General features: G+C 33.2%; 10 protein-coding genes. 3 read left to right on the top strand and 7 right to left on the bottom strand.

The window, feature by feature from the left end; all coding sequences use genetic code 11:
• A complete protein-coding gene (locus tag ABYT26_RS00920) occupies positions 1–1332 on the top strand; it encodes a cobyrinate a,c-diamide synthase (RefSeq protein ID WP_372750998.1) in 1332 nt (443 codons plus the stop codon).
• Here ABYT26_RS00920 and ABYT26_RS00915 read toward each other — a convergent pair.
• Together ABYT26_RS00915 and ABYT26_RS00910 are read right to left on the bottom strand one after the other, a co-directional pair.
• Positions 1304–2173, bottom strand: a complete 870-nt coding sequence (locus ABYT26_RS00915) for a fructosamine kinase family protein (RefSeq protein ID WP_372750997.1) — start codon at positions 2171–2173, stop codon at positions 1304–1306. The two genes, ABYT26_RS00920 and ABYT26_RS00915, sit on opposite strands and share 29 nt — an antisense overlap.
• Positions 2170–2640, bottom strand: coding sequence for a low molecular weight protein-tyrosine-phosphatase (locus ABYT26_RS00910; protein ID WP_372750996.1), 471 nt, complete (start codon positions 2638–2640; stop codon positions 2170–2172). Before ABYT26_RS00910 ends, ABYT26_RS00915 begins: the two co-directional genes overlap by 4 nt.
• A 586-nt stretch (positions 2641–3226) precedes the next feature.
• On the opposite strand from ABYT26_RS00910, the gene ABYT26_RS00905 reads away from it, so the two are divergent.
• Together ABYT26_RS00905 and cysK are read left to right on the top strand one after the other, a co-directional pair.
• Positions 3227–4066 carry a serine O-acetyltransferase gene (locus ABYT26_RS00905; protein WP_372750995.1) on the top strand — a complete coding sequence of 280 codons (840 nt, stop codon included), beginning with the start codon at positions 3227–3229 and terminating at the stop codon, positions 4064–4066.
• A 13-nt stretch (positions 4067–4079) separates the two neighbouring features.
• The gene (cysK, locus tag ABYT26_RS00900; protein ID WP_372750994.1) at positions 4080–4988 is read left to right on the top strand and encodes a cysteine synthase A; all 909 of its coding nucleotides are present in this window, start codon (positions 4080–4082) and stop codon (positions 4986–4988) included.
• Positions 4989–5050: 62 nt separating this feature from the next.
• Here the strand turns inward: cysK and ABYT26_RS00895 are convergent, their stop codons facing one another.
• From ABYT26_RS00895 to ABYT26_RS00875, 5 genes are all read right to left on the bottom strand, one after another.
• Positions 5051–8155, bottom strand: coding sequence for a two-component regulator propeller domain-containing protein (locus ABYT26_RS00895; RefSeq protein ID WP_372750993.1), 3105 nt, complete (start codon positions 8153–8155; stop codon positions 5051–5053).
• Between the two features lie 124 nt (positions 8156–8279).
• Positions 8280–11408 carry a two-component regulator propeller domain-containing protein gene (locus ABYT26_RS00890; RefSeq protein ID WP_372750992.1) on the bottom strand — a complete coding sequence of 1043 codons (3129 nt, stop codon included), beginning with the start codon at positions 11406–11408 and terminating at the stop codon, positions 8280–8282.
• Between the two features lie 14 nt (positions 11409–11422).
• Positions 11423–12421, bottom strand: a complete 999-nt coding sequence (locus tag ABYT26_RS00885) for a hypothetical protein (RefSeq protein ID WP_372750991.1) — start codon at positions 12419–12421, stop codon at positions 11423–11425.
• A 20-nt stretch (positions 12422–12441) separates the two neighbouring features.
• Positions 12442–14310 carry a PKD domain-containing protein gene (locus tag ABYT26_RS00880; RefSeq protein ID WP_372750990.1) on the bottom strand — a complete coding sequence of 623 codons (1869 nt, stop codon included), beginning with the start codon at positions 14308–14310 and terminating at the stop codon, positions 12442–12444.
• 246 nt (positions 14311–14556) lie between these two features.
• Positions 14557–15477 carry a PorP/SprF family type IX secretion system membrane protein gene (locus ABYT26_RS00875; protein ID WP_372750989.1) on the bottom strand — a complete coding sequence of 307 codons (921 nt, stop codon included), beginning with the start codon at positions 15475–15477 and terminating at the stop codon, positions 14557–14559.

The following is a 15477-nucleotide window of genomic DNA, read 5'->3' as shown; positions in this document are numbered from 1 at the left end:
ATGAATAAAAAATCTCAATTTTTGATTGCAGCTCCTTCGAGCGGATCAGGAAAAACTACTATCACTCAAGGATTACTCCGCTACCTTAAAAACAAAGGACTTAACGTTCAACCTTTTAAATGTGGACCTGATTATCTGGACACCAAACATCATACTTGGGCTGCTGGAAATGTATCGATTAATTTAGACACATTTATGAGTAGCAAAGAACATGTCAAGGAGATCTATTCTAAGTACTCCAGCTCGGCTGACGTATCCTTAGTTGAAGGTGTTATGGGCCTATTCGACGGCGCTAAAAAAATGGAGGGAAGTTCAGCTCAAATTGCTGAATTAATTGATATTCCTGTTATTCTGGTTGTAAATGCAAAAGCAACAGCCTACTCTGTAGCTCCTTTGCTTTATGGATTTAAAAATTTTTACTCCGGAATTAATCTTGCTGGAGTTATTTTCAATTTTGTAGGCAGCGAATCACATTATCAGTTCTTAAAGGATGCTTGCGAAGATGTAGGCATTACACCTTTAGGATACGTTCCTAAAAATGAAAACATTCACTTACCTTCCAGACATTTGGGTTTGCAGATTTCCGATTCTTCGGAATACGATGAAGTAATTGAAAAAATTGCAAAACACATTTCAAAAACTGTCGACATTGATGAACTACTGCACCTAACAAAATGTCCAGTTAAAAAAAACAAAACCTACGAAGGTAAAGAACGAGGAAAACTGAAAATTTCTGTTGCCAAGGATGAAGCATTCAACTTCACCTATCATGAAAACTTAACAGCTCTTGAAAAGCTGGGTGAAATTACTTTTTTTTCCCCACTGAAAGATCAACAGCTACCTGCTACCGATCTTTTATACCTTGCAGGAGGTTATCCCGAACTTTACCTTCAAGAATTAAGTGCAAATAAGAACATGCGCGAAGCTATTGATAAGTATTGTTCAAATGGGGGGCGTGTTTTGGCTGAATGCGGGGGAATGATGTACTTGAGCACTAGTATTATTGATTCCGATTCAAATGAATTTCCAATGGTAGGCTATTTGAATCAAAAAGCCAGCATGGAAAACATGAAATTAAAATTGGGGTATCGTAAAATTTGTATCGATAATAAAATCTGTTTTGGGCATGAATTTCATTATTCGAAACTCCTCCATCCAGAAACAGAATTTTCGATTGGTGAGATCTATTCCGCACGTGATAAAAAACAGGATACACTACTCTTTCGAAAAGGCAATACCATTGCTTCTTACATCCATTTTTATTGGGGCGAAAAAAACATTTTGAATATTTTACTTGAAAACACTAGTGAAGGTACGACCAAACAAGTCTGACAGCTTGACCGTAATAACTGTTCCCAAACAAGTTTAGATGATTAAGGATATGATACAGCAGGTAAATGTTTTCGCGGTTATCATATCCTTGTGGTAGTGGTTTTTCTTTCTGATAAGCTCGATAAAAGTCTTCATTAAATCCACCAAAAAGTTTGGTCATAGCCAGATCTGATTCTCTGTGACCATAGTAAACAGCGGGATCAATTAAGCAAGGATTTGAGTCTTTATCGCAAAGAAAGTTACCTCGCCATAAATCGCCATGTAATAGAGAAGGTTTTTCTTCGCTTCCTTCTAATATTTCTTCTATTCTTCCTTCTAAAATCAAAAAACCATTCTTTAATTCGTTTCCAACTAAACCATTTTTTTCTGCTAGTTTGTACTGATAAAGAAGACGCTTATTGTAGTAAAAATCGCACCAATTTTCAGCTTGCATTTTACTAGATTTGTTTATTTGTGGAGTGGCTCCAATGTAGTTATCTTCTTTAAATCCAAATTTGATAGCTGTGTTTTTGTGAAGGTTTGCCATTTGAACTCCAAAACGACGAAAAAAATCCTTATCTAATCTTCCTTCCTCAATAAATTCGAGCAATAATATTTCTGAATCAACATATAAAACATCGGGAACACGTATGCAACCAGTTTTTCGAATTTCATTTAATCCATTCACCTCTTTAGCAAACATATCTTCAGTATAGGCTTCTGTTTTTAAAAAGGCGTATTGGCCACTTTCAAAACGGATTTGATTGGTTGTAGCTATACTACCGCCAACAATAGATTTAAAACCTGTAATTTTTTGTCCAATTACATCCTCTATTCTAGTAAAAACTGCCTCTTGCCTCATTGTAGTTCTTTAAGTAAACCTTCACATGCGTCTTCCAGAATATCAAGTACTAATTCAAATCCTTCATCTCCTCCATAATATGGATCAGGTACTGAATCATAATTTGAATGCCTAGTACAATAGTTGGTCATCAGTTTTAGTTTTTGCAAATCTGTCTTATTTCTGGCCAATGCTCTGAGATCAATTAAATTTTGAGCATCCATTCCAATAATCAGGTCAAAAGCATCAAAATCCTTTTCGGGATCGAACTGCCTAGCAATGCTTTCTAACTTATAATTTCGCTTCGCTGCATGCTTTCTCATACGATTATCAGCCAAATCTCCAATATGCCAGCCAGAAGTTCCAGCTGAATCGCACACCATAGCACTTTCTAATTGATTTATGCTAATATATTCTTTCATAACAGCCTCGGCACTTGGCGAGCGGCAGATATTTCCCAAACAAACAAAAAGTATTTTCTTTTTCACTAATTCTAATTAATTTCTTAGTTTACAAGCAAACAGACAAACCTCTTAAGTGACTATTCAACAAGTAATTACTGATGATCACATCTGTGTAAAAACACAAGCTAAGTTCCAAAAAATATTGTTCCGCTTACTTTTATAGTTTTTAGTTTAAAACATTCTTATTCACTTAAGATACTCGATAAAGTAGAAAAATCAAAATCCATCGATTGCACAATTTTTTATATCGTAAATAACAATTTATTAACAGAAATATTAAGACACCAAACTCCTAATTAGTTTTTTTTTTATAGCTTTGTGAAACAAACTTCAAAAATGGATAGAGAATCATTACATAACACAAACAACAATAAAATCCGAATTTATTCGGATGCATTGGTTATGCACTCCCATATATCTCGAACTCCCATTTATTATCCAGATGCTATTACGATTAAGCATAATAACAATCAAATTTGTTGTTGTTGTTTGTGTAGTTGTTGTTGCTAGGTAAAAAAACCTAGCACAGTAATCAAAACATTACACAAAAGTTCACTTATAGCTAATAAGTTATCTTATGCGTATTCATCATTTTTAAATCAAAAAATCAATGTCTTATTTGTCAAAAGTTATGGAAGAATTGCAAGCTTCCAGGAAAAATTCAGAATACGATATGCCAAGTAGGGATCTTGCTCAGCGATTTGTAGAAGAAGCCATGAACACCCTTTTTCCCATCAGAGCTCGTAGATCTAACAGTAGTTGTGAACAGGAAGCTTTACTATATCAATTGGAATCCTTGCTTAAATTACTACTTCTTCCAGTAAAAGATGAGTTGAATGCACCACTTGAGAAAATCACTCACGACTTTATGAAAACTCTCCCAAAAATCTACAGAGATCTTTTGTTGGATGCAAATGCAATACAAAATTTTGATCCTGCAGCACGCAGTATCGGTGAAGTAATTATTGCTTATCCAGGTTTCTTTGCCATTTTGGTTTATCGCTTGAGTAATGTGCTTTATCATCTTGATGTGCCCATTATTCCGAGGTTAATGAGTGAGTATGCACATACAAAAACAGGTATTGATATTCATGCCGGAGCCACTATCGGAAAATCTTTTTTTATAGATCACGGAACTGGTGTTGTAATTGGAGAATCGGCAATCATTAAAAACAACGTAAAAATCTATCAAGGAGTAACCCTGGGAGCTTTGCAAGTTAAAAAGAGTCTTGCGAAGAAAAAGCGACATCCTACCGTTGAAGACAATGTAATTATTTACTCAAGTGCGACTATTTTAGGAGGAGATACTATTATTGGAAGGAACAGCATTATTGGTGGTAACGTGTGGTTAACTTCTAGTGTAGAATCCGATAGTATTGTATATCACAAACATGAAACCAGGGTTAGAACGAACCTTGATGAAAGCAAAATCATAAATTTTCAAATATAAAAATCATTCACGTATGAAATTAAACAACATTCTAGAAGGAATTGGCAATACTCCTACTGTAAAATTAAACAAGATATTTGGTGCAAACTCTAATGTATGGATGAAACTTGAAAGAACCAATCCAGGAGGTAGTATTAAAGATAGAATTGCTCTTTCGATGGTTGAAACTGCCGAAAAAGACGGATCTCTAAAAAAAGGATCAGTTATCATTGAACCAACATCGGGTAATACTGGAGTTGGATTGGCAATGGTTGCTGCAGTAAAAGGCTACAAAATTATTTTGGTAATGCCAGAATCAATGTCAGTGGAAAGAAGAAGTTTAATGGCGGCTTATGGTGCCGAATTTGTTCTAACCCCACGTGAATTGGGAATGAAAGGAGCAATTCAGAAAGCAGAAGAACTTATTGCCTGTAATAAAGATTCTTGGATGCCTTCTCAATTCGAAAATGAGGCTAACATTGAGATACATAGAACTACAACAGCAAAAGAAATTATCGCTGATTTTCCAAATGGTCTCGATTTTTTGATTACTGGTGTTGGAACTGGAGGGCACATCAGCGGTGTAGCAGAAATATTAAAAGCTAAATTTCCTAAACTACAAGTATTTGCTGTAGAACCAGAATCGTCTCCCGTAATTGCCGGTGGAGCACCTGGCCCTCACCCATTGCAGGGTATTGGAGCAGGATTTATTCCAACTAATTTAAACACCAAAATTTTAGATGGAGCTATTCCTGTAGGAAAAGATGAAGCCTTTGCGAAAGTAAAAGATTTGGCTAGTAAAGAAGGAATTCTTGCTGGTATTTCTACTGGAGCCTCTCTTGCGGCAGTAGAAAAAAAACTTGCTGAAGTAGAAAAAGCAAGTATTCTAACTTTTAACTACGATACCGGAGAACGTTACCTATCGGTAGAGGGATTATTCTAAATAAAAGGCCCCAAATGTTGTATTTAATTCATTTGGGGCTTTTTTTTTACTTCATACAAAGTCTATATTCTTATTCCTAAAACTGTAATATCATCTATTTGCTCGGTTCCATTCATCCAAATTTCCATTGTTTTTTCTAATATGGATTTTTGCTCTTCTACTGGTTTTTCATGGATATCCAAAAGTAGATCTCTGAATTTTCGACTTGTGAATTTTTTATCTTCCACTCCTCCAAATTGATCTGAATAACCATCAGTATACAAATAAAGCATATCGTTTGTTTTCAAATCAATTTTACGACTGCTAAAATCAACCATTCTCTGATGATAAATTCCTATGGGCATTCGATCCGCTTTAAGCATAATTATTTTGCCATTTCGAACTACCAAAAGAGGATTAAAAGCTCCTGAGAAGTGCAATTCACGCTTATCTGTATCCATTACAATAAGTGATATATCCATGCCATCACTTGGAGTGGCGTCCCCATAACTTTGACGAAGAGAAATGATAATGTCCTGTCGAAGCTGATTCAAAATTTCATGAGAAGAAGTTATTCTTTTATGAATAACAATTTCATTGAGCAGGGTAACTCCCAGCATACTCATAAAAGCTCCAGGCACCCCATGACCAGTACAATCAGCTAATGCGAGAACTATTTTATTATCCATTTTAGTTGCCCAATAAAAATCCCCACTAACTATTGCTTTGGGTTTATTTATGATAAAACTTTTATTGAGAATTTTCTCCAGATATTTAACTGGGGGAATTACTGCAGCCTGAATTCTACTTGCATATTTTATGCTATCTGTAATATCTTTATTCGCACTTTCAATCAAATCCCTTTGTTTTTCAATCTCCTCTTTTTGTTTAACCACTTCTTGTGTTCTTTTTAGAACCTTTTCCTCAAGGATTCGATTTTCTTTTTTTAATATTTTTTCTCTGCCTTTAATATAAAATACAATCAGAATTATAAGTAAAACTAATACCAGTAAATAAAACCAAGTTTGTTTCCAAAATGGTGTTTGGATATAAATCCTCAAATTCAAAGGATATTCATTGGTAATACCATCACCATTCGAAGCTTCGAGAAGAAAATCAAAACTACCATCACTTACTCCGTAATAGGTAACTTGCTTATTCGTTGAAAATTGCGTCCAATCTTCATCATAACCATCTAATATGTACCTATACTTAACCAATTCTGGTTCTTTAAAATAGATGCCAACGAATTCGATTTTAATTTTATATCTACCTGGCGATAAGACAATTTTATCGCTTAGTGCAATTTCTTGTTCGTTAATTTGTATGGATTTAATTTTAGGCACAGGAGCTATACTTGCTTTTATTTCCAGGGAAGGATTAAACTTAAGCAAGCCACTATTCATTCCGAACCACAAGTTATTATCCAAATCGACAAAACTCGAATTCACTTGAAATTCATCACTTTTACTAATACCAATGTTCTCTTGCAGAGGTTTAATGAAAAAAGTATCGGCATTAATTCGACTTATTCCACCACGATGTGCTACCCATATTCTATTTTGATTATCAGCGATTAAAGAGTAGCAGTAATCAGATAAAAGACCATCCTTGGAGCTCAAATTAACAATTGAATCTTTTTGATAGAGGAAAACGCCATTTCCTAATGTTCCAACCCAAATACGTCCCTCATTATCTTCATCAATACTACGAATGTTAATAAAATTATTATCGTCTGATAAAAACAAGTTTGTAACTTTTCCATTTTCCAGTAATACCAATGAACTACTAAGAGTCGACATCCATATTCGATCTTTGGAATCGATAAAAATATGATTCACACAATTATGAGGTAAGCCTCCCTTGCTAATTGTATACCAATTCTTTTTTCCTGTAGTTAGGTTGTAATTGCAAGCTCCTTTTTTTGTGGCAATCCAAAGTTGATCGTTTTTCCCATTTATTGAATTAATAGAATTTTCTAATATTCCATCAGCTATAAGTTCGCGTTCAATTCTATTGGTACTGATGTTCAATCGATATAAACCATTCTTTTCTGTACCAATCCATAAATCATTCTCCTTTTGATATAAGGAGGTAATTTTATCGAATGGTAAACCTTGACAACTATCGTAAAATCGAAGTTCTTTATTGTTATCAACACTTTTTCTAAGTAAACCCTTATCGGTTCCGAACCATTCATATTCAGCATTTTTTGATATGGCTGAGATTGTTGATCCATAAGATGCATCGGGAGAATAAAAAGTGTAGGCTGGATCGATCAATCTGCTCAAGCCTTTTCCATAAACACTAATCCAGATATTTCCTTCTGAATCTTCAAAGCAAAGTTTACTGTTGTCACTCTCAAGTCCGTTTTCTGTACTAAAGGTGGTCATAAAATGGTATCCTAGTGAATCTTTTGCAAGTTTATGAACTCCTTGCCCAAAGGTAGAAACCCATAAGTTAAGATTTCTGTCTTCAAATACATTTTGGATGGATTCCATTTGCAATCCACCTCTTACTTTAATTTGGGAAACAGAATAAGCATTTTCCTTTACTGTGAGGTGGTAAATATTTTTGTTTTCACTGAGTATTAAAAAAGCATTGCCACTTCTTTCTTTCACTATTTGATTGATCCTATTTTGGCCTATTTCAGAAATTGTATTTTGAACAACTATCTGATTATCAACCACAGTACAATACTTAACCCCTTCATTAGATCCTAATAAGAGATCTTTTTCGTTGACAAATTGAAATGAGTTAACAGAAAATGGACCTTCTGAAAAAATCAGCGGCTCTATTCTTTTATTTTCGATGACTCTTAATAATCCTTTGCGCTGGTTAGACAACCAAATTTGCCCATTACTATTCTGATGAAGATCGGTGATGCTACTTTTATCTTCTGCCTTGGATCTTACTATATGAAAGCCATTTTTATCCTTAAAAGTTAAGCTTCCGTTCATATGGCCAAACCAATCTGCTCTTGGAGTATTTAAATTGCAAGAAATAAAATTACCTGCAAGAGAATCCATGGTATTATAATTAATGAAATTTGCTCCATCAAAACAGGACAAGCCATCTCCTGTTCCAACCCATAGATAACCTTCTGAGTTTTGACTAATTGAATAAATATAAGCCTGAGGTAAACCATTATCAACTCCATAGTTAATAAAATGATTATTTTGAGCCATAAGGGTTTGACTCAAAATCATTAGAAATATCAATATTTGCAATCTATTTTTATTCAATTTTCTCATTCAATCGAAATATAAACATTTTACTAAAAAATTCTAATCTGCTTTAAAAATCAAAAATCTAATTTTCAATAGGCAGTGTAAAATAAAAACAAGCACCTTCTCCCACAACAGATTCAACACCAATTTCACCTCCAAGTAAATTAACCATACTTTTAGAAATCGCAAGCCCTAGGCCAGCTCCTCTATATAATTTGGTTCTTACTTCTCTATGTTCTTTTCTAAATCGCTCAAAAATTACATTTTTTTCACTTTCTGAAATTCCAATTCCTGTATCTTTCACATAGAATTTAACAAAACCATCTTTCACACTTTCAATGCCAAAGTCTATGCTTCCTTTTTCTGTAAATTTAATTGCATTACTAATTAAATTAGATAGAATTTGTTTAACTCGAAGTGGATCTGAATAGATGACCAAATCGATATCTTTTTCAAGATAATTCAATTGAACCGTAGTATTATTTAATTCAGCCATTTTTTTTGAATGTACCGTGAATAGTTCACTTAAAAATGTATGTGGATTACATTCTATATGTTTTATTTTAAGCAAGCCAGCTTCTATACTGGAAATATCCATAATATCATCTATTAAACTTAATAGATCATCTGTATTCGATCTGAGAATAGATAAATAGCGTTCCTTTGAATTTGTCGGTATTTCCGGTTCCTGAAGCATGGTAGAAAAACCAACTATTGCATTTAAAGGAGTTCGTATTTCATGTGACATATTTGATAGAAAAGCTGTTTTTAATCGATCTGATTCTTCGGCCTTATCCTTTGCTTTTATAAGCTCTTTTTCGGTTCTTTTACGCTCTTTAATCACTTCTTCCTTGGCAATAACTTCTCTGGTTTTATCATCGAGATTTTGAATGAGCTTTCGTTGAATTCTTTTTAAATTTTGTTCTCTAAGAACAATAAAAATATAAATAACAAGCAAAAAGCAGAATAAAGATAAAAGTTGAAACCATTTTTTTTGCCAAATAGGATATTTGATCTTTATTTTAAAATCTAAAACTTGAAGCGACTCTACTCCAATTCCATTTACAGCCTGTAAATGGAATACATAATTGCCAGATGAGAGGTGTTTATACTCAACAGATCTACCATTATCGGGTTTAGACCAGTCGTGCTCATAGCCTTCCAAAAAGTACTGATATTTAATTTTTTCAGGCTCATTCATGCTTATGCCCTTGAATCCAAGCTTAATTTTATATTGTCCTGCTGGAAGTATCAGATCATTTGTGTAATCATATTCTTCTCCATCCACTTGCAAGAAAGAAACTTCAAGACTTGGAGCAACTTCGTTATTTGCCTCTTTCGAAATATCATAAGAGTAAACACCCTGATTGGAACCAAAGTATAATACATTATTACTTCCTTTGGCAGTAGAATTCTTATTAAACTCGGTAGACGAAAGAATACCCGCATTTTTCTGCATTGTATTGATGTAGTAATCTGCAAGTCTTATTTGGCTAATTCCTCCTCGATGTGTTACCCACAATCGCTTTCCATCGCTATTCATCGAATAACAATAATCAGAAAGTAAACCATGTTGATAATTGATATTTAAGGTGGAATCTTCATTCACTAAATAAACTCCATTCCCTTGAGTTCCGACCCAAATGGATCCTTTCGGATCTTCTACCATAGAAGTAATATTTAACAACTTACTTTTGGCTGCTAAGCTAAAATGTATTAATTCATCATTTTTAATATATGATAATGTATTACTAAGAGTTCCTATCCAGATTCGGTTTTGTTGGTCTTTTAAAAGGTAGTTTACTGAATTATGGGGCAAACCTTCCTCCTGCATAGTAAACCACTTTTTATTGTTGGTTTCAGGTGAAAACCTGCACAGTCCCTTTTGTGTAGCAATCCAAACAAACTCATTATCTGTGATAATTGAATTAATTGATTTTTCAAGGTTCCCAAGTCGTAAAAATTGAGCCTTTATTTTTCCCGTCTGATAATTTAAACGAAAGATACCTGATCTTTCGGTACCAATCCATAATTCTTTTCCTTTCCAATCGGAAAGGGCATTTATTTTTTCATTCTCCAAATTACCATTAACATCGTAAACCTTTACTACTTTATTCGAATGCAGATCAACTTTCAACAATTCTTTAGCAGTACCTATCCATTTATATTCATTAACAATGCAAATGGAATGAATCGAGTTACTATATTTTTCTTCATCAAAAGACAAAAAAGAATTTGCCAAAGGTACCAAGCGACTTAATCCTTCGCCGTACTTACCAATCCAAATGTTTCCTTCCCTATCTTCAAAAATAGTTTTAATAGCATTTGTATGTAAGCCATTTTGCTCGTCGTATTTTTCAATTTTAATAGACTTATTATTCGAAAAAATCAATTTTAAAAGTCCACTATTCAGTGATGTTATCCATAAAGAACCACTCTTATCTTCATACAACTTTTGAGCTTTCGATATTTCTTTTGCCTCGGGTATTTTACGAACTGTAAATTTAGACTCGCTCTGTTCCAAACGAAATAATCCATCATTCTCGGTAAGAATGTAAAAACATTCTTTTGATTTGGATTGAAGAATATCAACAATTTTATTTTTTGGAATTTCAGAAATTTCAGAAACTAGTTTAATTCGATTATCAGAGCTAATAGCACACAAACAAAGGCCGTTTGATGTTCCTACCAACAATCGATTATCATCAATAAATTTGAAAGTAAAAACAGGTTGTAATAAGGTATTAGAATATAATTCTGCTTTTGATTTTTCATTTTTAAATTTGATAAATTCCTTATTCTGACTGGCTACCCAAATGTTAGAGTTTACATCTTTTTCGAGATCGACAATACTGCTGTTTGTGTTGCTATAGTAGGTAAAGTTTTTTCCATCGTAAAAACTTACCTTTCCATTTAAATGTCCAAACCACAAACCATTCTTGGTATTAAGGCTTGAAGTAATAAAATTACCGCCTAAAGAGTCTTGTTCCGAAAAATTCTGAAAAGAATATCCATCATACTTAGAAAGGCCATTTCCAGTGCCGATCCATAAATTTCCCAAAGAATCTTGTGAAATTGTATATACATAATTTTGTGCGAGACCATCATCTAACTTAAAATTGATAAAACGATTATCTTGTGCAAAGCCTTGCCATGAAATTAGTAAAATAAGGAAGACTAATAAAATACGATTCATATGTTTCTTTTCCATGTGTGTAATAATTATCAATTCGTCCTTTTATTACTAATTGCCTTCATTTTTATTTTAGGACTATACACAGGAACGCCTCCAATAGGTATCGAAAAGAAAGGTAGCGCTTCGCCATATTGATTTTTAATTGAAATCACAACATTATTATTTTTAATCAAAACCGTACGTTTTTTGATAAATTGAATTTCTAAGGATGAGTTCTTTTCTCGCTCACTAATTGGAAATTTATTCCGGATCCATTGATCCTCACTCGATAAATCACATAACATACCATTTTTTTGAACCGAATTAATTCGAATATATCCATCATTGTCCCAATCGAAATTAGTGATTTCCACCGAAATGGTTTTGTCATCTACAAAAGGGTATATTTGGGAAATATCGTTTATGTCGTTAGAAAGGCGGAATGTATATTCGTAAGTAAAAATATTTCCTCCTTCTACTTCTTTATTCTCATTCGCACTTGTACTCAAAAAAAGCCGATATAGGTTTCCATCATCACCCGACTTGCCATCTATAATTACTTTAAAAACCCTACCTCCAAATTTTTCTATATACTCACCTTCAAAAGGATTAAAAGGGCCAAAAGTATACCAAGCATCATCGTACTTGGGATCATTATCAAAATTCATTGAAGCTAAAAGATTACCACTATCGTAATTACCAATTGGATCAATATTTTGTGCATCTTTATTCGACCAACACTCAAAACCTCCATAAACAGAAAAATTAACCACAGTATTAAAATCTCCCTGCTGTTCATCATTCTTCCCTCCTATTTCTGGATCATATACACGAATATAAACAGGCTCTGTTTGATTTTCAGGAATGAGAAAAAAATAGACTTCACTAAAATCGTCATCACCCCACGAAGTTTCTGCATCAGCACCAAAAGTGACTAAATTTTCAATATTTTCTTCTGCGGCAGGAACCGACTGAGCGTTTATAATCTTTACGTTACAAAGTGCAATACAAAGTAAGAGAGAAAAAAAGTATAGTTTTTGTTGAAGCATCCGTAATTGTTTTTATAAGTTTATTCGTTAATAAGCATAAATTCAAACCTGTTGTCATTTTTTGGATCTAATTTATTTTTAATTTCATAGACTGCCGTTCGTAAACGATATTTTTCAATTCCATGATTAATTAAATAATCGGCAACCGTTTCAGTAGCTTTTGACGCCAAATCAAAGCTTATGTTATTCTCGGAAATTACATGTAAACCAATTTTTAATTCGATAACAGGATTTACAACTAATATTTTTAATAGTTCATTTAATATTGGAGTTACAGATTTAGAAATGCTGTGATCTCCTATATCATTAAAGGGAAATTCAAACTGACTGGACAACAATTGTAATTTATTTTCAATAAGCTTGATCTTCGCATTGTTTTTTTTGTTTATCAGGCTTTGAGTTTGTAAAGCCAGAGCTTTAGCAGGATTACTATTTAAGTCGTCATCCACTTGTACATCCTTATCGGTTACTGATCTAACAAATTGTTTGTTTTTTTCAAAAGATTCTGAAAAAACCAATTGTAAATCCTCCAATCTATTATTTATATTAAGATTTTGTATTACTAGAATTGGTGGAACTACAAAATCTGCTTCCAGTTTTTGTTTGGGTATAAAACGATCATCATCAGTTGTGTTGTTCCCAAATTGGGATGACTCATTTCCTGAATTCATAGATTCCAAGCTATCAGTATTTCTAACTATTTTGATCTTCTTTTCAACACAAGTCTTTTGTTTATACCCAAGGCTATCTTTTTCACTTACAACGCCTAAGGTAATCGTATATTCTCCTTTTTTATGATAGGCATGATTTATCTTAATACCTTCATCAAGCATTCCATCACCAAAGTCCCAATAGTATTTCTCTACATTGAAAAATGGCAAATTTGTTTTAGACGCATCAAAACTTATTTCATTTTTAAGTACAGCTTCATCAACGCAATTGATGTAAGCTTGTTCGTAATCAAGTAGTTCAAATTCATAGTTTGTTTGTTTCATGAACACCTGATCAGTTTGCTTATCGATAATATTTAGCTCTACTCTATAAGTTCCCGGGCCATCAAAGCAATGCTCTGCTTCTTTCCCTCTAACTCTAGTACCATCTCCAAAGATCCATTCGTAGTAGCTTTTTGAAGTATCTACAGGAATGTAATATTCATCATAAAATAGAAAACAATATTCATTTTCCTTGATACTATCGCAATTTGCAAACTGGGGAATTGAGGTATGAAAATCATATATATTATCATTACCCTCTCTGTTGCTAGAAAAATAACCAGTTTCAAAATTAGCATCTGTAATTAAAGCAAAATCATCATACTCCGAATTAATTGGTGCATTAATATGAATAATATTACCCCATTCATCATTCTGTTTACTACTAGAAAATACATCTAATCCACCCATAGTATTGTGACCATTTGATGCAAAGAACAATTCTCCAGAAACTGATATATAGGGAAAACTTTCATTTTTTTCTGTGTTGATTTTACTTCCTAAATTGTGTGGAGAGCTCCAACCTTTATCAAGCTTCATACACACATATAGATCCAAACCACCATAGCCCCCTGGCATATCAGATGCAAAATACAAGAAAGATCCATCCTCACTTAAAGCTGGAGAAGTAAGATTATACTCCATACTATTGAATGCAAAAGGCTCCGGATCACTCCAAAAATCACCTTGTAATTTAGAAGTAAACAATCCCAACTTATTTCTTTCATCTTTAACATCTCTTTTTTTGTTATCAACTTTGGTATTTCTAGAAAAAATAACAAGAGAATCACTACTTTTGAAACTAGCGGGACCATCATTAAAATTTGTCACAAGTTCCTCCGCAAAAATAACTGGACTTTTACCCAAACTATCCCCTTTTGTAGGAATGTAAAACATATTAAATAACTCTTTATCCTGATCTGTGGAATAGGTCACAAAAAGATCAGTTCTTTTGTTCGAACAGAATACAAGTCCTTCCTGACAATAAACAGGAGAATATTCATCATCTTGTTCAGAACAAAAGGATGCTAAACTGACTTCATAATTTGCATTTTGAGCAATTACAAACTGAGAAGAAATCAAGAAAAAAAACACAAATAGTATTCCAATTAAAAACCTAATCATTAATCCTTATATTATGTATTAAAAAGTTCTGGGACTCTGAACTCTAATGGTATATTTAAAATCATATCGAATCATTAGTTCATGTGAGTCAATATTGTTTTGGTTTAGCATACTCGATCCAAAATCTGCTGAATAACCAAAGCTAAATTGCTTATTAACCTGCACTTGCAACATTCCTTTAAACACTTCTTGTTCACTATCATAAGCTGTCCCTATCGAATATTTATCCCTATAAATTACTCTACCTGACAGTATAAAATCCAAATTACTTTCCTTTTGATATTTTACCATTATACTAGGAACCACTTTAAATTCATTCTGTAAATCAAAAGCATAAGTACCACTAGCCACATAAGTATAATTGGAAATTTCATTTCGAACAGTATATTTATCCCTAAGAGAATTATAGGCATAGGATAGCATATAGGGAAGCGAAAATCCAATTTGATATATTTTTGTTGAAAAATAGGCCCCTAAACTAACCTGTGGAATCAAATAAGTAGGTGAATTAGTCTGCAATAAATCATCATAAGAATCGTTGGCCTGCAATTCGGTCCAAGCAGTATTAACCAGTAAAAATCCACCGCCAATACCCATTGCTAAATCGCCTTTTCTCATCCTAATTTTATACGAGTAATTGCCAATAACATTTGTTTCATTACTCACTCCAATTTGATTATTAATAACAAATAAACCCAAGCCCATATTCTGTTTGCGCAAAGGAGAATGAGTAGAAAATGTTAATATTTTAGGAGAGCCTTCTATTCCTACCCACTGATCTTTATAAATAAGATTCGCACTTAATGCATCTCCACTTCCTGCTAGCGCAGGATTTATCGCTATCGGATTGAATATATACTGATTATTTATTTGAGATTCTTGCCCAAACAAATAGAAAGGAATAAGAAAATATAATATAGTAATAAGTGCTTTTCCCAT

This window comes from Labilibaculum sp., from assembly GCF_041595635.1.
In the GTDB taxonomy this organism is placed as follows: Bacteria; Bacteroidota; Bacteroidia; order Bacteroidales; family Marinifilaceae; genus Labilibaculum.
The sequence above is the reverse complement of the archived record's forward strand: the minus strand, read 5'-3'. Positions and strand labels throughout refer to the sequence as shown.